The 17,297-nt window shown below is 72.8% G+C and carries 17 protein-coding genes; 8 read left to right on the top strand and 9 right to left on the bottom strand.

Going from position 1 to position 17,297, the window contains the following annotated elements:
* Positions 1-23: 23 nt before the first annotated feature.
* The 4 genes from ACFVAJ_RS01435 (at position 24) to ACFVAJ_RS01420 (ending at position 4,495) form a co-directional block, all read left to right on the top strand.
* Positions 24-1,463, top strand: coding sequence for a GuaB1 family IMP dehydrogenase-related protein (locus tag ACFVAJ_RS01435; protein ID WP_376941018.1), 1,440 nt, complete (start codon positions 24-26; stop codon positions 1,461-1,463).
* 116 nt (positions 1,464-1,579) lie between these two features.
* Positions 1,580-2,914 carry a hemolysin family protein gene (locus ACFVAJ_RS01430; protein WP_376941017.1) on the top strand — a complete coding sequence of 445 codons (1,335 nt, stop codon included), beginning with the start codon at positions 1,580-1,582 and terminating at the stop codon, positions 2,912-2,914.
* A gap of 55 nt (positions 2,915-2,969) precedes the next feature.
* On the top strand, positions 2,970-4,007 hold the full coding sequence (locus ACFVAJ_RS01425) for a hemolysin family protein (RefSeq protein ID WP_376941016.1): 1,038 nt from the start codon (positions 2,970-2,972) through the stop codon (positions 4,005-4,007).
* 59 nt (positions 4,008-4,066) lie between these two features.
* Complete coding sequence (locus ACFVAJ_RS01420) at positions 4,067-4,495, top strand: VOC family protein (RefSeq protein ID WP_376941015.1); 429 nt, start codon at positions 4,067-4,069, stop codon at positions 4,493-4,495.
* 16 nt (positions 4,496-4,511) lie between these two features.
* Here ACFVAJ_RS01420 and ACFVAJ_RS01415 read toward each other — a convergent pair whose 3' ends face one another.
* Together ACFVAJ_RS01415 and ACFVAJ_RS01410 are read right to left on the bottom strand one after the other, a co-directional pair.
* A complete protein-coding gene (locus ACFVAJ_RS01415; protein WP_376941014.1) occupies positions 4,512-5,621 on the bottom strand; it encodes an NADH:flavin oxidoreductase/NADH oxidase in 1,110 nt (369 codons plus the stop codon).
* Between the two features lie 2 nt (positions 5,622-5,623).
* Positions 5,624-6,256, bottom strand: coding sequence for an HAD family hydrolase (locus tag ACFVAJ_RS01410; protein ID WP_376941013.1), 633 nt, complete (start codon positions 6,254-6,256; stop codon positions 5,624-5,626).
* 23 nt (positions 6,257-6,279) lie between these two features.
* Here ACFVAJ_RS01410 and ACFVAJ_RS01405 point away from each other — a divergent pair, with 23 nt between their 5' ends.
* On the top strand, positions 6,280-7,128 hold the full coding sequence (locus ACFVAJ_RS01405; RefSeq protein WP_376941012.1) for an NAD(P)H-hydrate dehydratase: 849 nt from the start codon (positions 6,280-6,282) through the stop codon (positions 7,126-7,128).
* A gap of 43 nt (positions 7,129-7,171) precedes the next feature.
* On the opposite strand, the gene ACFVAJ_RS01400 is transcribed toward ACFVAJ_RS01405, so the two are convergent.
* Genes ACFVAJ_RS01400 through ACFVAJ_RS01390 form a run of 3 tightly spaced genes read right to left on the bottom strand, consistent with a single transcriptional unit; the run spans position 7,172 to position 9,714 of the window.
* Positions 7,172-7,921 carry an amino acid ABC transporter ATP-binding protein gene (locus ACFVAJ_RS01400; RefSeq protein WP_376941011.1) on the bottom strand — a complete coding sequence of 250 codons (750 nt, stop codon included), beginning with the start codon at positions 7,919-7,921 and terminating at the stop codon, positions 7,172-7,174.
* A complete protein-coding gene (locus tag ACFVAJ_RS01395; protein WP_376941010.1) occupies positions 7,918-8,796 on the bottom strand; it encodes an amino acid ABC transporter permease in 879 nt (292 codons plus the stop codon). The genes ACFVAJ_RS01400 and ACFVAJ_RS01395 overlap by 4 nt, the downstream gene beginning before the upstream one ends.
* Before the next feature lie 57 nt (positions 8,797-8,853).
* On the bottom strand, positions 8,854-9,714 hold the full coding sequence (locus ACFVAJ_RS01390; protein ID WP_376941009.1) for an ABC transporter substrate-binding protein: 861 nt from the start codon (positions 9,712-9,714) through the stop codon (positions 8,854-8,856).
* Between the two features lie 94 nt (positions 9,715-9,808).
* Here ACFVAJ_RS01390 and ACFVAJ_RS01385 point away from each other — a divergent pair, with 94 nt between their 5' ends.
* From ACFVAJ_RS01385 to ACFVAJ_RS01375, 3 genes are all read left to right on the top strand, one after another.
* The gene (locus tag ACFVAJ_RS01385) at positions 9,809-11,068 is read left to right on the top strand and encodes a glycosyltransferase 87 family protein (protein ID WP_376941008.1); all 1,260 of its coding nucleotides are present in this window, start codon (positions 9,809-9,811) and stop codon (positions 11,066-11,068) included.
* Between the two features lie 35 nt (positions 11,069-11,103).
* Positions 11,104-11,436: an MTH1187 family thiamine-binding protein gene (locus ACFVAJ_RS01380; protein ID WP_376941007.1), complete on the top strand. Its 333-nt coding sequence runs from the start codon at positions 11,104-11,106 to the stop codon at positions 11,434-11,436.
* Positions 11,437-11,528: 92 nt separating this feature from the next.
* Positions 11,529-12,800, top strand: a complete 1,272-nt coding sequence (locus tag ACFVAJ_RS01375; protein WP_376941006.1) for an MFS transporter — start codon at positions 11,529-11,531, stop codon at positions 12,798-12,800.
* Between the two features lie 28 nt (positions 12,801-12,828).
* Here ACFVAJ_RS01375 and ACFVAJ_RS01370 read toward each other — a convergent pair whose 3' ends face one another.
* The 4 genes from ACFVAJ_RS01370 to ACFVAJ_RS01355 all read right to left on the bottom strand — a co-directional run bounded on the left by ACFVAJ_RS01370 (position 12,829) and on the right by ACFVAJ_RS01355 (position 17,202).
* Positions 12,829-13,479: a response regulator gene (locus ACFVAJ_RS01370; RefSeq protein ID WP_376941005.1), complete on the bottom strand. Its 651-nt coding sequence runs from the start codon at positions 13,477-13,479 to the stop codon at positions 12,829-12,831.
* A complete protein-coding gene (locus ACFVAJ_RS01365; protein ID WP_376941004.1) occupies positions 13,480-14,739 on the bottom strand; it encodes a hypothetical protein in 1,260 nt (419 codons plus the stop codon).
* Positions 14,736-15,893: a sensor histidine kinase gene (locus ACFVAJ_RS01360; RefSeq protein ID WP_376941003.1), complete on the bottom strand. Its 1,158-nt coding sequence runs from the start codon at positions 15,891-15,893 to the stop codon at positions 14,736-14,738. The genes ACFVAJ_RS01365 and ACFVAJ_RS01360 overlap by 4 nt, the downstream gene beginning before the upstream one ends.
* 103 nt (positions 15,894-15,996) lie before the next feature.
* The gene (locus ACFVAJ_RS01355; RefSeq protein WP_376941002.1) at positions 15,997-17,202 is read right to left on the bottom strand and encodes a homoserine O-acetyltransferase; all 1,206 of its coding nucleotides are present in this window, start codon (positions 17,200-17,202) and stop codon (positions 15,997-15,999) included.
* Positions 17,203-17,297 lie beyond the last annotated feature (95 nt).

Raw genomic sequence — 17,297 nt, 5'->3', positions numbered from 1 at the left:
GGGGCGCGGCCTACGCTGAGGGCATGGAGTTCTACCGGACGGCCCCGACCCACGACCTGACCTACTCCGACGTGTTCCTCGTTCCGAGTCGCTCCGGCGTGACGAGCCGGCTCGACGTGTCGCTCGCCCCCGACGACGGCTCGGGGGCGTCCGTGCCGATCGTCTCGGCGAACATGAACTCGATCACGGGGCCCCGGCTGGCCGCGACGCTCGCCCGCCGCGGCGGCATCGGCGTGCTCCCGCAGGACCTGCACCTGCAGGACCTGGCCGAGTCGATCCGCTCGGTGAAGTCGCAGTCGCCGCGCTTCGACACCCCGCACGCGTTCCACCCCGACGCGACCGTCGCCGACGCGCTCGAGTCGCTGCCGCCGTTCGAGGGGCACGGCATCGTGCTCCACGACACGAAGGGGCGCTACGTCGGATGCCTCCCCGCGACGCGGCTCGCGAGCGCGCTGCCCGACGCCCGGCTCGGCGACCTCGTGCACGGCGGCATCGCCTCGCTCGACGCCGACGACGTCGACAGCCCGCGCCGCGCGTTCGACCTCATGGTCGAGGCCGAGCTCGACTTCGCGCCCGTGCTCGAGCACGGCCACGTCGTCGGCACGCTGAGCCGGCGGAGCGCCCTGCGCGGCACGATCTACGAGCCGAACGTCGACCGGGACGGACGACTGCGGGTGGCCGCGGCGGTCGGCATCAACGGGGACGTGGCCGCGAAGGCGCGGGCGCTCGCGGCGGCGGGCGTCGACATGCTCGTCCTCGACACGGCGCACGGGCACCAGGAGGGCATGATCCGGGCCGTGTCGACCGTGCGCGACCTCGACCTCGGCATCCCGATCGTGGCGGGCAACATCGTGACCGCGGCGGCCGTCGGCGACCTCGTCGACGCGGGCGCCGACGTGCTGAAGGTCGGCGTCGGCCCCGGCGCGATGTGCACGACGCGCATGATGACGGCGGTCGGCCGCCCCCAGTTCTCGGCGGTGCTCGAGACGGCCGAGGCCGCGCGCGAGCTCGGCGCCAGGGTGTGGGCCGACGGCGGGGTGCGGTACCCGCGCGACGTCGCGCTCGCGCTCGCGGCCGGCGCCGCCTCGGTCATGATCGGCTCCTGGTTCGCCGGCACGATCGAGGCGCCCGGAACACTGCGGCGCGATGCATCCGGCCGTCTCTTCAAGGAGAGCTGGGGCATGGCGTCGACCAAGGCGGTGCGCGAGCGCTTCGACCGGCTCTCGCCGTACGAGCTCGCCCGCAAGGAGCTCTTCGCCGAGGGCATCTCGTCGTCGTCGATCTACCTCGACCCGCTGCGTCCCTCGCTCGAGGACCTGCTCGACATGATCACCTCCGGCGTGCGCAGCTCGTTCACCTACGCCGGTGCGCGGACGCTCGCCGAGTTCCGCGAGCGCGCGCTCGTCGGCATCCAGTCCGCCGCGGGCTACGAGGAGGGCAAGGCGCTCCCGGTCAGCTGGTGATCGCGCCCGGTGATCGCCGGGATCGCCCGCATATACTTGAACGACCATGGATGATCCTCCCTCTGCGAAGAACCCCGGCCATAGACCCTCGCCCGTGACCGTTCGGGGAGGCAGCGTTGTCTGAGTGGATACTGCTCGGCTTCGGACTCCTCCTCACGATCGGCACGGGCTTGTTCGTTGCGAGCGAGTTCGCGCTCGTCAATCTCGACCGCGCCGATCTCGAGGCGCGACGCGAGCGGGGTGAGACCCGCCTCGGCATGACGATCGCCGCGTTGAAGATCACCTCGACGCACCTCTCGAGCGCGCAGCTCGGCATCACGCTGACGACGCTGCTCACCGGGTACACGATGGAGCCGGCGATCTCCTCGCTCCTCGCCGAGCCGCTCGCCGCGATCGGGATCCCCGACTCGCTCGTCCGCCCGGTCGGCGCCACGACGGCGATCGTCGTCGCGACCCTCCTCTCGATGATCATCGGCGAGCTCGTGCCGAAGAACTTCGCGCTCGCACTGCCGCTCGCGACGGCGAAGCTCGTGATCCCGTTCCAGACGGCGTTCACGTGGGTGTTCCGGCCCGCGATCGTCGTGCTCAACGGCAGCGCGAACGCCATCCTGCGCGCCGTCGGCATCGAGCCGAAGGAGGAGCTGTCTGGCGCGCGTTCGGCCGAGGAGCTCTCCTCGCTCGTGCGTCGCTCCGCGAGCGCCGGTCTCCTCGAGAAGGACACGGCCACCCTCCTCGGACGCACGCTGCGCTTCTCCGACCACGACGCCTCCGACGTCATGACCCCGCGCCCGCGGGTCGCGGCCGTGCAGCGGCTCGAACCGGCCGAGGCCGTGCTCGAGCTCGCACGCCAGACCGGCTTCTCGAGGTTCCCGGTCTACGACGAGAACCTCGACGACGTCGTCGGCGTCGTGCACGTGAAGCAGGCCGTGGCCGTGCCGCGGGAGCGCCGGGCCGAGGTGCCGGCGTCGGCGCTCCAGTCCGACGCGCTGCGCGTGCCCGAGACGATCAAGCTCGACGCGCTGCTCGGCGAGCTGCGCGGCCGCGGGTTCCAGATGGCGGTGGTCGTCGACGAGTACGGCGGCACCGCGGGGGTCGCGACGCTCGAGGACCTCGTCGAGGAGCTCGTGGGCGAGGTCGCCGACGAGCACGACCGCACGCGGGCCGGCATCGTCCGCCGCGGCGACAACGTGAGCTTCCCCGGAATGCTGCGACCCGACGAGCTCGTCGAGCGCACCGGCATCCACGTGCCCGAGAACGGCGACTACGAGACCGTCGCCGGCTACGTGATGTCCGAGCTCGGGCGCCTGCCCGTCGTCGGCGACGAGGTCGCGATCGACGAGGGCACCCTCAGCGTGCAGCGCCTCGACGGCCGCCGCATCGACCGGCTGCGCTTCGTGCCGAGACCCCTGTCGGCCGATGCGGCCGCCGATGACGAGGAGGCGGGCCGATGAGGGCAGTGAAGCACGGTCCGGCCGTCTGGTTCGCCGATGACGAGGAGGCGGGCCGATGAGCGACTGGGCCGGCATCGCCTGGCTGTTCGTGCTGCTCGCCGCGAACGCCTTCTTCGTGGGCGCGGAGTTCGCCGTCATCTCGGCCAGGCGCTCGCAGATCGAGCCGCTCGCCGAGCAGGGCAAGCGCAGTGCGAAGACCGCGCTCTGGGCGATGGAGCACGCGACGCTCATGCTGGCGACGAGCCAGCTCGGCATCACGGTGTGCTCGCTGCTCATCCTGAACGTCTCCGAGCCGGCGATCCACCACCTGCTCGAGGTGCCGCTGCACCTCACGGGCTGGTCGGTCGAGGTCGTCTCGACGGTCGCGTTCATCGTGACGCTCGTGCTCGTCTCGTACCTCCACGTCGTGTTCGGCGAGATGGTGCCGAAGAACCTCTCGTTCTCGGTGCCCGACCGGGCGGTGCTGCTGCTCGCACCTCCGCTCGTGTTCGTCGCGCGGGTGTTCAAGCCGATCATCGGCGCGCTGAACGCGACGGCGAACGGCGTGCTGCGCCTGTTCGGCGTCGAGCCGAAGAACGAGGCGACCTCGACGTTCACGCTCGAGGAGGTGCAGACGATCGTCGACCAGTCGCGCCGCGAGGGCGTGCTCGACGACGCGAGCGGCACGCTCACGGCGGCGTTCGAGTTCACCACGAAGCGCGTGAAGGATGTCGCGGTGCCGATGTCGGGCCTCGTGAGCCTGCCGCCGGGGGCGACGCCGGGCGATGTCGAGCGGGCGGTCGCCCGTCGCGGCTTCTCGCGCTACCCGATCCTCGGCGAGGGCGGCGAGCCCGACGGCTACGTGCACCTGAAGGACGTGATCGACCTCGACGACGACGAGTTCGACGACCCGATCCCCGCGAAGCGGGTGCGCCGGCTCGTGTCGATCTTCGACGGCACCGACCTCGAGGACGCGCTCGCCACGATGCGCCGCCTCGGCACGCACGTGGCGCGCACCTTCGAGGAGGACGGCTCGACGAGCGGGGTGATCTTCCTCGAGGACATCATCGAGGAGCTCGTCGGCGAGGTGCAGGACGCGACCCGTCGCGGGTAGTCCGTCGGCGCGGGAGGCGGCGTAGACTTTCCACGACCCGAGGAACTCGAGGAATGATCATGTTCGAGAAACTCACGGCGTGCGCCGTCCTCCCTGCCGCCGACATCGACCGGGCGCGCAGCTGGTGGCACGACGTGCTCGGCCGCGACCCGGTGTACGAGGAGACCGAGGGAGGGATGCTGTTCTACGACGTCGGCGGGACGGCGGTCATGGTGTACCGCACCGACTACGCCGGCACCGCGCAGAACACCGCGTTCAACCTCTTCAGCGACGACCTCGACCGCGACATGACGGCCCTCCGCACGCACGGGGTCGTGTTCCACGACTACGACCTGCCCGGCCTCACGACCGTCGACGGCGTGGCCGAGATCGGCGACGAGCGCAGCGCCTGGTTCAGCGACAGCGAGGGCAACATCTTCGCGATCGGGCAGATGTCGGCCGAGTCGATGGAGCGCATGGCGCGCATGCGGTCGGACTCCGCGGGCTAGTCGCCCCGACCGGTCGTCACCACTCGCCGTCGTTGTGCTCGGGCCTGGCCCGGAGGTACTGCGCCGGCCACATCGACGTGTCGGCGCCGAGTTCGTGCGCGGCGCGCATCGCGAAGTGCGGGTCGCGCATCATCGCCTTGCCGAACATGACGGCGTCGGCGCGCCCCTCCGCGACGAGGTCCTCGGCGTGACGGGCGTCGGTGATGCGGCCGACGGCCGACACCGGCGCCTCCGAACGCTCGCCGACGTACTCGGCGAAGTGCGCCTGATAGCCGGGCGCGACGGGGATGTCGGCGACGGCCACGAGCCCGCCCGTCGAGATGTCGAAGAAGTCGGCGCCCGCGTCCTCCGCCCAGGCCGCGACGACGGAGGTCTGCGCCTCGTCCCACCCGCCCGGCACCCAGTCGGTCGCCGAGAACCGCACGAACAGCGGCATCTCCTCGCCGATCTCCGCACGCACCGCACGGACGATCTCGAGGAGGAGCCGGGCCCGGTTCTCGAGGCTGCCGCCCCACCGGTCGTCGCGCGTGTTCGAAAGCGGCGAGAGGAACTGGTGCACGAGGTAGCCGTGCGCGGCGTGGACCTCGACGAGGTCGAACCCCGCCGCGACCGCACGGCGCGCCGACATGCGGAAGTCGTCGATCACCCCGGCGATGCCGGCCTCGTCGAGGGCGAGCGGCTCGCGGTAGCCGTCGAAGGCGACGGCCGACGCCGACACGGTCGGCCACCCGCCCTCCTCGAGCGGCTGGGATCCGCGCCGCCGCATCGGCTCGGGCCACACCGAGGCCTTGCGCCCCGCATGCGCGAGCTGGATGCCCGCGGCAGCCCCCTGCGACCGGATGAACCGGGTGATGCGGGACCAGGCCGCCGCCTGCTCGTCGTTCCAGAGGCCGGTGTCGTGGTCGGAGATGCGGCCCTCGGGATTCACCGCGGTCGCCTCGGCGATCACGAGCCCCGCGCCGCCCGCGGCCATCGCACCGAGGTGCACGAGGTGCCAGTCGTGCGGCACGCCGTCGCGCGCCGTCACCGAGTACTGGCAGAGCGGCGGCACCCAGACGCGGTTGCGGATCTCGAGCCCGCGGATCGTGATCGGGCGGAACAGCGCTGGACCCTCGTGCGCCGCCACGCTCACGCGAGGCTCCGGAGCCAGCGCTCGAGCCCCGCGGCATCCGTGAAGACGTGCCCGTCGCCGCCGACGGCGCGCGCGCCGTCGACGTTCTCGGCCCGGTTGTCGACGAAGAGGAACTGCGCAGGCTCGATGTCGAGCTCGTCGATGACGTGCTCGTAGATCGCGGCCTCGGGCTTCACGAGCTCGAGCTCGCCGCTCACGAACACCCGCTCGAAGAGCGGGGCGAACGACCCGTGGCGGAGCCAGCCCGAGAAGTCGGCGCCCGCGTTTGAGAGGAGCGCGAGGCGCGTGCCGCCGTCGACCAGCGCGTGCAGCACCGCGAGCGTGCCCGGATCGACCGAGAGCCAGCCGCGATGGTCGATCGCCCAGAGCTCGTGCACGTCGAGCGGGCCCCACGCGGCGCCCATGTCGCGGGCGACCGCCTGCCAGTACCCGGCGATCGAGGTCGTGCCGCGGTCGAGCCCCTCGCGATGGGCCCAGTACGAGGCCCAGAACGCCTCGGCCGGCACGCCGGCGCGCGCGACCAGCGCGACCCGGTCGGCGTCGGTCGGCTCGCGCGAGATGACCTCGCCGTAGTCGAAGACGACGACCGAGGGCGAGAGGCTGATCGGGGCGAGGGCTGTCGGAGTCATCCCACTCAACCTATCGTTGGTACATGGGCGAACCGTGGCAGGAATGGACCGCCGATGAGGCGGCCGGCTGGGTGAAGGCCCCCCATGCCGGGGACGACAAGTACTCGCGCGGCGTGCTCGGCGTGATCACCGGATCGACCGACTACCCCGGGGCCGCCGTGCTCGGGGTCGAGGCCGCCACGCGGACCGGCGTCGGCATGGTGCGCTACACCGGTCCGCGCGGGGTGCGCGCCGCCGTGCTGCTGCGCCGGCCCGAGACCGTGACGGTGTCGGGACGCGTGCAGGCCTGGCTCATCGGCTCGGGCATCGAACCCGGCCGGCGCTCCTTCATGCTGCAGGGCGACCTCCAGCACGCGCTCGCCTCGCGCCTGCCGGTCGTGCTCGACGCCGGCGCGCTCGACCTCGTCGGCACCCACACGGCGCCGACGGTGATCACCCCCCACGCCCGCGAGCTCGCGAACCTGCTCGTCACCCGCGAGGTCGACGTGACCCTCGACGAGGTCCGGGCCGATCCCGCCGGCTGGGCCGACCGCGCTGCGCGAGAACTCGGCGTCGCGGTGCTGCTGAAGGGAGCGGTCACCCACATCGCCGATCCCGACGGGGACCGCTACACCGTGACGGCCGACACGCACTGGCTCGCGAGCGCCGGCACCGGCGACGTGCTCGGCGGCATCCTCGGGGCCCTCGCCGCCACGCATCACGAGGAGCTCGCGCTCAACGCCGAGGTGCTGACGAGGCTCGCGGCGACCGCCGCGTGGATCCACGGCGAGGCCGCGCGCCGCGCCAGCGCGGCGGTCGACGGCGGGCCCGTCGCCGCGCTCGAGATCGCCGCCGCGGTGCCCCAGGTGATCGGCGGCCTGCTGCAGCGCTGAGGGACCGGGTCGGCGTGACGCCGGCGCGCAGCGCCGCCGAGCATCAGCCGTCGAGGAAGCGCGCCAGGAACTCGCGCGTGCGCGGCTCGCGCGGCGACGCGAAGAACTCGGCGGCCGGCGCCTGCTCGAGGATGCGCCCGCCGTCGAGGAGCACAACGCGGTCGGCGACGTCGCGCGCGAAGGCCATCTCGTGGGTCGCCATCACGATCGTCGTGCCGCGTTCGGCGAGCGAGCGCACGAGCGCGAGGACCTCGCCCACGAGCGCGGGGTCGAGGGCGCTCGTCACCTCGTCGAGGAGGAGGAGCTCGGGGTCGGTCGCGATCGCCCTGACGATCGCCGCCCGCTGCTGCTGGCCGCCCGAGAGCCGATCGGGGAACGCGCCCGCGAAGCCGGCGAGACCCACCGAGTCGAGCAGCTCGAGACCTCGACGCTCGGCCTCCCGCCGAGGCATCCGATGCACGAGCCGGGAGGCGAGGGTGACGTTGTCGAGCACGCTGAGGTGCGGGAAGAGGTTGTAGTGCTGGAACACGACGCCGATGCGTGCGCGCACGCCGTCGGCGTCGACGCGCGGGTCGCTGATGTCGTCGCCGCGGAGCAGGATGACGCCGTCGTCGATCGGCTCGAGGAGGTTGATCGAGCGCAGCAGGGTGGACTTGCCCGAGCCGCTCGCCCCGATGAGCGCGACGACCTCGTGGGCGCCGACCTCGAGGTCGATGCCGTCGAGCACGACCTTGTCGCCGAAGGCCCGCCGGATGCCCTCGAGCCGGAGCAGCGGCTCGGTGGTCGCGGTCATACGATGCTGCCGATCTGCTCGCGCTCGCGCATGCGCGCGGTCACCCAGTCGGTGAGGCGGATCATCGGCCAGGCGAGCAGCACGAACAGCAGCCCCGCGACGACGTAGGGCGTGAAGTTGAAGTAGTGGGCCGTCTCGATCTGGGCGGCGCGCACGGCATCGACGGCGCCGAGCACCGAGATGAGCCCGACGTCCTTCTGCATGGCGACGAAGTCGTTCATGAGCGCCGGCGTCACCTTGCGCATCGCCTGCGGCAGCACCACGCGGCGCATCGTCTGCCCGTGGCTGAGCCCGAGCGAACGGGCGGCGAGGCGCTGCGAGGGGTGCACCGCCTCGATGCCGGCGCGGAACACCTCGGAGACGTACGCCGAGTACGTCAGGACGAGGGCGATCGTGCCCCAGAACGCGACGGGCATCGCCGGGAAGAAGTCGAGCCCCGGCACGCCGTAACCCACGAGGTAGAGCACGATGAGCAGCGGCACGCCCCGGAACAGGTCGGTGTAGCCGGCCGCGAGGGCGCGGAGCGGGAAGAACACCGGACCGCGGAGCGTGCGGATCGTGGCGAGCAGCAGTGCGAAGACCATCACGCCGATGCTCGCCGCGACGAGCACCTGGATGTTGAGCCAGAGCCCTTCGAGGATGCGAGGGAGCGAGGCGATCGCCACCTCGGGGTCGAAGAACGACTGCTGCACCGCCGCCCACCCGGGGGAGCCGATGAGCGCCCACGCGAGCAGGGCGGCGAACACGACGGTCGAGCCCGCGCTCACGAGCACCGAGCGGCGGGTCTGCCGTCGACGGAACGCCCGCCGGTCGAGTTCGACGGCGCTCGGCCGCCACGTGGCGGCGCCGGTGTCGTCGCGGTCGGTCGTGGTCACGACGACCACGCTAGCGGCAGCACGAGGATGCCTCGCCGGCCGGCGTTCGGCCGGGCGTCACTCGAGGACCGGGGCCGCGCCCTCGCCCCCGAGCCACTCGGCCGCGAGGGCGTCGAGCGTGCCGTCGGCGCGGAGCGCGTCGACCGCTGCGGTGACCTCGTCGGTGAGCGGGGAGTCCTTCGCGAGCACGAAGCCGAACTCGTCGCCGCCCGCCGAGGTCTCGGGCAGCTGGCCGATGATCTCGCCGCCGTCGAGCTCGGCGCCGGTCAGGTAGAACGCCGTCGGCAGGTCGACGACGATGGCGTCGACGGTGCCGTTCTGCAGCGCGAACTTCGCGTCGTCGTTCGTGTTGAACACGCTCGCGCCGGCCGTCGGCCGGATGACCTCCTCGACCGCGTCGAGGCTCGTCGTGCCCGTCTGCGCGCCGACGTTGAGCTTCTGCAGCTCGGCGATCGAGGTGGCGCCCGAGGCGGGGGAGCCGGCGACCGTGATGACCACCTGCGTCGTCGCGTAGTACGGCGAGGAGAAGTCGACGTTCGCCGCGCGCTCCTCGGTGATCGAGAACTGCTGGAGGTTGAGGTCGAAGCTCTTCGGGCCCGGGGCGATCGCCTGGTCGAAGGTCGTGCGCACCCACACGACGTCGTCGTCGCCGAAGCCGAGCTGCTCGGCGACGGCGTAGGCGACGGCCGCCTCGAAGCCGTCGCCGCTCTCGGGGGCGTCGTCGACGACCCACGGGAAGTAGGCGGGCTCGCCCGTGCCGATCGTGAGCTTGCCCGCGGTGACGTGGCCGTCGCCGGCGGCCTCGTCGCTCGCACCGTCGCCCGAGCCCGCAGCAGCGCAGCCGACGAGCGCGAGCGTCGCGGACGCGACGAGGGCGAGTGCGGCGAGCGTGCGTCGGGTGTTCGTGCGTCGAGTCATGGCGGCCTCCGGTTGCGTCGGACTCCAGCATCCCCGATCCCGCCGACGCGGCGCGTGCGCGTGGCGGAATATGACGCTCGGCTAGGCTCGTCGCGTGACCGGGGGAGGCGAGCGCGAGACATCCGCTGCCCGGTTGCGGCACGCCCTCGGCGGCCGCGCCGCACTCTGGACCGCCTTCGCCGCCGTGCACCTGCTGCTCGCCTGGCTGAACCTCTCCGCGCCCGGGTACCCGATGGGCGACGTCACCGGCGTCTACCGGGTGTGGGCCGAGAACGCCTCGCAGGGCTGGCTCCGCATGGGCATCGACGCGCCCTGGGTGTATCCCATCCTCGCGTTCGCGCCGATGGCGGCGGCCTTCGCCTTCGGCGAGGCGTACATCGCCCAGTCGTGGCTCGCCATCGTCATCGTCCTCGACGCCCTCGCCTTCTCGATCCTGCTCGGCCGTGCGGCGCTCTCCCGCCCGCGGCGGGCGGCCGCCTGGTGGTGGCTCGGATTCCTGGCGCTCCTCGGACCGATCGCGCTCGGCCGCATCGACGCGGTGACGGTGCCCTTCGCGATCGCCGGCCTGCTGTGGGCGGCGGGTCGCCCTCGGGTCGCGGCCACGCTGCTCACGATCGGCGCCTGGATCAAGGTGTGGCCCGCCGCCCTCGTGGCCGCGCTCGTGATCGCCTCGCGCCGGCGCGGCGAGGTCGTGACGATCGCGCTCTCGCTGAGCGCCGCGATCGTCGGCGTGAGCCTGCTCGCCGGCGCTGGGACGAACGCGTTCGGGTTCATCGCCGAGCAGGCGGGCCGCGGCCTGCAGATCGAGGCTCCCGCCGCGGTGTTCTGGCTGTGGCAGATCGTGGCGGGCGCGAAGGACGTCACGATCGAGTACTCCCAGGACATCCTCACCTTCCAGATCGTGGGGCCCGGCGCCGACGCCGCGGCCGCGCTCACGACGCCGCTCATGCTCGTCGCCGCGCTCGTCGTCACGGCCTTCGGCGTGCGGGCTGCGCGTCGCGGGGCGCCGTTCGTCGTGCTCATGGCGCCGCTCTCGCTCGCCTTCGTCGTCGTGCTCATGCTCGCCAACAAGGTCGGATCGCCCCAGTTCGCGACCTGGCTCGCGGCGCCCGTCGTGCTCGGCCTCGTGCTGCGTCCCGTCCGATTCGCCGCGCCGGCGCTGCTCGCCGCCGCCGTGGCGCTGCTCACGCAGATCATCTACCCGTACTGGTACGGCTGGCTCCTCATCGCGAACCCCGCGTTCGTGTTCCTGCTCACGATGAAGGTCGCCCTGCTCGGCGCACTCCTGGTCTGGTCGCTCATCGTCGTATGGCAGGCTGGCACCAGGCGGGATGCCGCGTTCGCGACGCAGTGAGCGACGGCACCGACCCCACCCGCCGAGGAGGCAGCATGCTGGTGGCGTTCTCCGTCGCGCCGAGCGGAACGGGCCGCGCGGACGGATCCGTCCACGACGCCGTCGCGGCGGCCGTGAAGATCGTCCGCGAGTCGGGGCTCCCGAACCGCACGACCTCGATGTTCACCGAGATCGAGGGCGAGTGGGACGAGGTGTTCGACGTCGTGCGTCGCGCGACCGAGGCGGTCGGCGCGTACGGCTCGCGGGTCTCGCTCGTGCTGAAGGCCGACATCCGCCCGGGCTGGTCGGGCGAGCTCGAGGCGAAGGTCGACCGGCTCGAGTCGGCGATCGACGAGGCGGGCGAGGACTCCGGGAGCTCGAGGGGCTGAGCCCGCCGGTCGGGATCCGACGACCACGTCGTCGGTCGCCCCGTCCGGCGACCGACTTCTCGAATCGATTCGATCCGTGAGAGAATCGCTCGGTGACCCACAGCCCCGATGCATCGACGACCCTGTCGCCGGCCCGTACCCGCCTCGCGCTCCTCGCGCTCGCCCTCGGCGGATTCGGCATCGGCTCGACCGAGTTCGTCGCCATGGGCCTGCTGCCGAACATCGCGGCCGACCTGCTGCCCGGCACCTACGCGGCCTCGCCCGACGCGGCCAACGCGACCGCCGGGTGGGTCATCTCCGCGTACGCGCTCGGCGTCGTCGTCGGCGCCCCGACGATCGCCGCCGTCGCCGCGCGCTGGCCCCGCAAGCGGCTCCTGCTCGTCCTCGTCGCGGCGTTCACGATCGGCACGATCGCCTCGGCGCTCCTTCCGAGCTTCGAGCTCGTGCTCGTCGCCCGCTTCCTGTCGGCGCTGCCGCACGGCGCCTACTTCGGCATCGCCTCGCTCGTCGCCGCGAGCCTCATGGGCCCGGGCAAGCGCGCCCGCGGCGTCGCCCTCGTGCTCTCGGGCCTCACCATCGCGAACGTCATCGGCGTGCCCGCGATCACGTGGCTCGGCCAGGCGGCCGGATGGCGCGTCGCCTACCTCGCGGTCGCCGCGATCTTCGCGCTCACGTTCGTGGCCGTGCTCGCCGCGGTGCCGTGGCAACCCGGCGACCCGTCCGCGAGCGTCCGTCGCGAGCTCGGCGCCTTCTCGCGGCCGCAGGTGTGGTTCGCGATCGCGATCGGGGCGATCGGCTTCGGCGGCTTCTTCGCGATGTACAGCTACGTGGCGCCGCTCGCGACCGAGGTCACCGGGCTCGAGGCCGCGGCCGTGCCGCTCGTGCTCGTCGCCACCGGCCTCGGCATGACCGTCGGCAACCTCGTCGGCGGCCGCCTCGCCGACTGGAGCGTGCGGCGCACGATGTACGCCGCCTTCGGGGCGCTCGCCCTCTCGCTCGCACTCCTCGCGCTCACGGCGCAGTTCGTCGCCGGGCTCTTCATCGGCGCGTTCCTCATCGGCGCGACCTCCTCGGCGCTCGCGCCGACCGTGCAGACCCGCCTCATGGACGTCGCCCGCGACAGCCAGTCGATCGCCGCGGCGCTGAACCACTCGGCGCTGAACATCGGCAACAGCCTCGGTGCGCTCCTCGGCGGCACCGTGATCGCCGCGGGGCTCGGCTACGTCGCCCCGATCTGGGTCGGCCTGCTGCTGACCCTCGCCGGCATCGGGCTCGCCATCGCGAGCTTCGCGCTCGACCGTTCGCGTCAGCGGCGCGGCCACGCGGTGCCGTACGCGACGGGTGCGACGCCCGCGATCGACTGATCGGCGAGGCCTCCGCCCGCGCCCGCCGTCAGTCGGACTGCAGCAGGATGCCGTCGGCGATCGCCCGCTTGCGCAGCGCCACCTTGGTGCCGACGTCGTAGCCGGAGGCGCGGTACTTCTCACGGATGCGCTTGAGGTAGCTCTTCGCCGTCTCCTCGGAGATGCCGAGCTGGAAGGCGACGGCCTTCACGGGCTGACCGGCGCCGTAGAGCGCCATGACCCGGCGCTCCTGCGCGGAGAGCTTCGGCAGCGTGCCGTCGTCGAGCAGCGTCGCCTCGAGCTCGGGGGTCAGATACGACACGCCCTGCTGGGCGGCGCGGATCGCCTCGATGATCGACTCGACCGGCTCGCTCTTCACGAGGTAGCCCATCGCACCCGCGCTCAGCGCTTCGCGCACCACGGCGGGTTCGGAGTAGTTGCTCATGAGCATCGTCTGCACCTCGGCCGACTTCAGCATCGACAGCTTCAGCGAGATGGGGATGTTGTCGCGGAGGTCGAGGTCGAGCAGCACCACGTCGACCGGGAAGTCGGGATGGGCGAGCAGTTCGGACCAGGAGGGGACGGCGGCGACGAGTTCGATCTCGGACGACGCGCCGCGCAGCCACTCGGTCAGGGCGCCGAGCAGCATGCGATGGTCGTCGACGATCGCCAGGCGGATCGGTGGAGCGTTGTCGGGCATTCAGCTTCCCCTCGGACGGGCCGCCTCGGCGGCCGACGCACTCACCGGAACGGTCGGGTCCGTCCGGCATTCGATTTCGATGCGGAAGGAATCGGACCCCGCGACGACGTCGTGTGATCCGACACTACCGACAGCATCCCACGTCGCGGGGTCGAGACGTCGTTGGACGACGCCGGAGACCTCGATCGCGAGATGCACCACGGGGGAGTGGTGATCGCCGTCGTCGTCGCCGTCGGGTGCGGAGACGGTGACCTCGATCGGCCGGGGCTGCCCCTTGCGGAGCTCGCCCACGAGCAGCCACAGCGCGAGCAGCAGGTTGTCGCGCTGCTCCTGCGCGAGGAGGCCCGCCGAACCCTCGGGGTCGTCGACCACGACCCGATCGCTGAGGTAGGCCGACTCGGTCACCGCGTGGCGGAGCCAGGTGTCGGTCCGCCCGGCGATGAGGCGCAGGCGCAGCGCGGCGGCCAGGCGACCCGCGCGCTCGGCGTCGGCGGCGGGCAGCGGGATCGCGATGCGCCCCGAGCCGACGTCGTCGAGCAGCGTCTCGGCGTCGAAGTCGAGCTGCGCGAGCTCTTCGGAGGCGCGCATGCCGAAGGCCGAACGCGGCGTCGACACGGTGCTCTGCACGATCGAGAGGTCGAGTTCGCGCCCGACGAGGCGCCGGAACCCGCGGGTCGCGACGACGGCGAGGACGAGCGGCAGCACGGCGGAGGCGGCGACCGAGATGCCCGTCGCGATGTACGGGCCGGCCGAGGCGGCCTGCAGGAGCGTCGCGACGAGGAGCACCAGCCCGATCGCGGAGGCGACGACGAGGGAGACCCGCGTGCCGCGGATCGCGGCGACCGGCATGAGCACGGCGCCCGTCGCCGCGGCGGCGGTCGGCGTGACGCCGAGGTGGAGCAGGCCCCAGCTCGCCGAGACGTCGAGCCACACGGGCACCGCGAGGGCGACGAGCAGCACGACGTACAGCGGGTCGGGCAGCGGCTGGGCGCGCGAGAAGATGCGCGAGACGACGCCGACCGCGAGGATCGCGAGGACGGCCAGCCACGCGCCCCACGGGCCGGCCCCCGGCGGGAAGACGGGGGCGAGGAGCACCGCGCGGGCCAGGTGCCAGAGGATGACGATGGCGGCGGCGATCGTGATGCCGGTCGCCAGCCGTCGCCCGCCATGACGCTCCCGCACGTCGCCGACGGCGTGCGCCGTGCGCCTCGGGCGGCGGAAGCCCGCCAGACCCCCGGTCTCGATCGATCCGGTGCTCATGGCTTCGGCACCTCGAGCATCACGGTCGTGCCCGATCCGGGCGAGGAGAAGATGCGGGCGCGCCCGCCGACGGTGTTCAGGCGCCCCACGACCGACTCGGCGTAGCCGAGGCGCGCGGTGCCGATCGACTCGGGCTCGAACCCGTGCCCCGCGTCGGTCACCATCGCGCGCACCGTGCGGTCGTCGTCGCTCACCGTGACATCCGCCTCGTTGACACCGGAGTGCCGACGCACGTTCTCGAGGCACTCGCCGAGCGCGCCGAGGAGGGCATCGAGGGTCTCGCGCGGGAGCGCGAGCTGCCCCGCCCCGTGCCAGTTCACGTCGAGCCCCATCCGGGCGAATCGCTGCCTGACCGACTCGAAGGTCGTGCTGAGGATGTCGTCGTCGGAGTCGGGGGAGAAGATCGCGTTCGAGGCGTTGTCGAGCGGTGCGCCGAGCCGCAGCTGCTTGAGCAGGCGCGCATCGTCGCCCGCCTGCTGGCGCAGCGCCGCCGATCCGACGCCGACGCCCGAGTGCGCGAGCAGGCTGAGCGTGGCGAGCACCGTGTCGTGCAGCACCCGGGCGTCCTGCCGCTGGCGCGCTTCGAACTCGCTCGCGTGGCGCTCCGCCTCGTGCGCGCGCCCGACCTCGCCGATGCGTTCGGCGGCCCCGGCGATCGCGTGGTCGACGACCGAGCCGAGGGTGGCGCCGACCGCCCATCCCGCGACGGTCGCGAGGGCCACGGTGGTCATCGGATGCCCGGCGAGGGCGATGAGGCCGACGGCGATGAGGAAGAGCGCGGCGAGACCGCCGACGAGCGGCACCCCGTCGCGGCGGACGACGAGCGTGATCGCGACGGACGGGGCGGTGACCGCCGCAGCGAGGGAGATCGCCGCGACCGCCACCGGGTCGATGACCGGCCCGCTGCCGAGCACCGCGACGATGCCGAGCGCTGCGGCGACCACGCCGAGCGCGGCCGTCACGCTGCCGTGCATCGAGTGCACGGCGACGAGCACGGCGGCGGCGAGCGAGAGCAGCACCACGAGCGCGAACTCGAGCGTCGACGGGGAGCCGGGGATGAACATGCAGGCGCACGTGCCGAGTGCGCCGGTGAGGCCGGCGATGCGTGCGAGCCTGCGAAGCAAGCGGTCGCGCTCCTTGTGGATGCGCTTCATGTCACCCCCTCGGCGACGACGGCCCCGGCGCGGCGCCCGTCATTCGAACTGTAGCCCAGTCGGGCCCCGTCGGCGCGGATCGCCTCGATTCGAGGGGCCGCGATCACGCCGCCAGCAGGCGGGCGAGTTCGGCGCCGACCACCGCGTCCTCGATGAGGAAGGCGTCGTGGCCGAACTCCGAGGCGATGACGACCGGCTCGGCACCGTGCACGCTGTTCGGCAGGAGCGCGGCGATCTCGCGCTGCCCGGCGAGCGGGAAGTAGCGGTCGCTGTCGATGCCGAGCACGAGGCTCTTCGCCCGGACGCGGGCGAGCGCCGCCGCCACTCCGCCGCGCCCGCGCCCGACGTCGTGGGAGTTCATCGACTCGGTGAGCACGATGTAGCTGTTCGCGTCGAAGCGCCGGGTGAACTTGTTGCCGTGGAAGTCGAGGTAGGACTCGACCGCGAAGCGGCCGTCGCCGCCGAGCGGGTCGAGCTCGGACTGCCAGCTGCGCTCGAATCGGTCGTTGAGCTCGGCCGCGGTGCGGTAGTTGAGCATCGCCATGCGGCGGGCGAGCGCGAGCCCGCGCGAGGGACCCTCGCCGTCGGGCGCGTCGTAGAAGGCCCCCGCCGCGAACGCCGGATCCGTGCGGATGGCCTCGATCTGCACCGAGTTCAGTGCGATCTGGTCGGCGGTGGTCGCCGCCGGCGCGGCCAGCACGGCGATGCGCTCGACCGCCTCGGGAGCCTCGACGGCCCACTCGAGCACGTGCATCGCACCCATCGAGCCGCCGATGACCGCGGCGAAGCGTTCGATGCCGATCGCCCGCGCGAACGCGACCTGCGCCCGCACCTGGTCTCGGATCGTGAGGAAGGGGAATCGGGCGCCCCACTCGGCGCGGTCGGGGGCGAGCGAGGCCGGACCGGTCGAACCCTGGCAGCCGCCGAGCACGTTCGGCGCCACCACGAAGTAGCGCTCGGTGTCGATCGCGAGGCCGGGGCCGACGACGCCGCGCCACCAGCCCGCACTCGGGTGCCCGGGGCCGGCCTGGCCGATCACGTGGCTGTCACCGGTGAGGGCGTGCAGCACGAGCACCGCGTTGTCGCGCTCGGGCGAGAGCGTGCCCCACTGCTCGTACGCGATGCGCACGCCCGGCAGCTCGCGCCCCGACTCGAGGGAGAGGTCGCCGATGCCGACGAAGCGGCGGTCGCCGACGGCGTCGCCCTCCCGCCAGGCGCCCGTCGCGGGCGCCCGCCCGAGCAGTGCGAGCGCGCCCGCCGCGGGCACGATGCTCGCGGGGACCGCGTCGGCCGTCGTCTGCCAATCCATGTGTCGATTCTCCCGCGTCCGCGCGGCCCCTCGCCCGTTTGTTACGCGCACCGCATCGCGGCGCGGACCCCGAAGACGGCGGATGCCGCGAGCCC

Origin of the sequence: Agromyces sp. NPDC057679 (genome assembly GCF_042799635.1) — a bacterium.
Lineage (GTDB): Bacteria > Actinomycetota > Actinomycetes > Actinomycetales > Microbacteriaceae > Agromyces.
This window is presented reverse-complemented; position numbering and strand designations above follow the sequence as displayed.

Coding starts and splice junctions, on each gene's coding strand:
- ACFVAJ_RS01370 (WP_376941005.1), bottom strand. CDS start 13,479: ATGCCCGACAACGCTCCACCGATCCGCCTGGCGATCGTCGACGACCAT.
- ACFVAJ_RS01435 (WP_376941018.1), top strand. CDS start 24: ATGGAGTTCTACCGGACGGCCCCGACCCACGACCTGACCTACTCCGAC.
- ACFVAJ_RS01390 (WP_376941009.1), bottom strand. CDS start 9,714: ATGACTCGACGCACGAACACCCGACGCACGCTCGCCGCACTCGCCCTC.
- ACFVAJ_RS01400 (WP_376941011.1), bottom strand. CDS start 7,921: ATGACCGCGACCACCGAGCCGCTGCTCCGGCTCGAGGGCATCCGGCGG.
- ACFVAJ_RS01355 (WP_376941002.1), bottom strand. CDS start 17,202: ATGGATTGGCAGACGACGGCCGACGCGGTCCCCGCGAGCATCGTGCCC.
- ACFVAJ_RS01365 (WP_376941004.1), bottom strand. CDS start 14,739: ATGAGCACCGGATCGATCGAGACCGGGGGTCTGGCGGGCTTCCGCCGC.
- ACFVAJ_RS01380 (WP_376941007.1), top strand. CDS start 11,104: ATGCTGGTGGCGTTCTCCGTCGCGCCGAGCGGAACGGGCCGCGCGGAC.
- ACFVAJ_RS01410 (WP_376941013.1), bottom strand. CDS start 6,256: ATGACTCCGACAGCCCTCGCCCCGATCAGCCTCTCGCCCTCGGTCGTC.
- ACFVAJ_RS01405 (WP_376941012.1), top strand. CDS start 6,280: ATGGGCGAACCGTGGCAGGAATGGACCGCCGATGAGGCGGCCGGCTGG.
- ACFVAJ_RS01420 (WP_376941015.1), top strand. CDS start 4,067: ATGTTCGAGAAACTCACGGCGTGCGCCGTCCTCCCTGCCGCCGACATC.
- ACFVAJ_RS01425 (WP_376941016.1), top strand. CDS start 2,970: ATGAGCGACTGGGCCGGCATCGCCTGGCTGTTCGTGCTGCTCGCCGCG.
- ACFVAJ_RS01360 (WP_376941003.1), bottom strand. CDS start 15,893: ATGAAGCGCATCCACAAGGAGCGCGACCGCTTGCTTCGCAGGCTCGCA.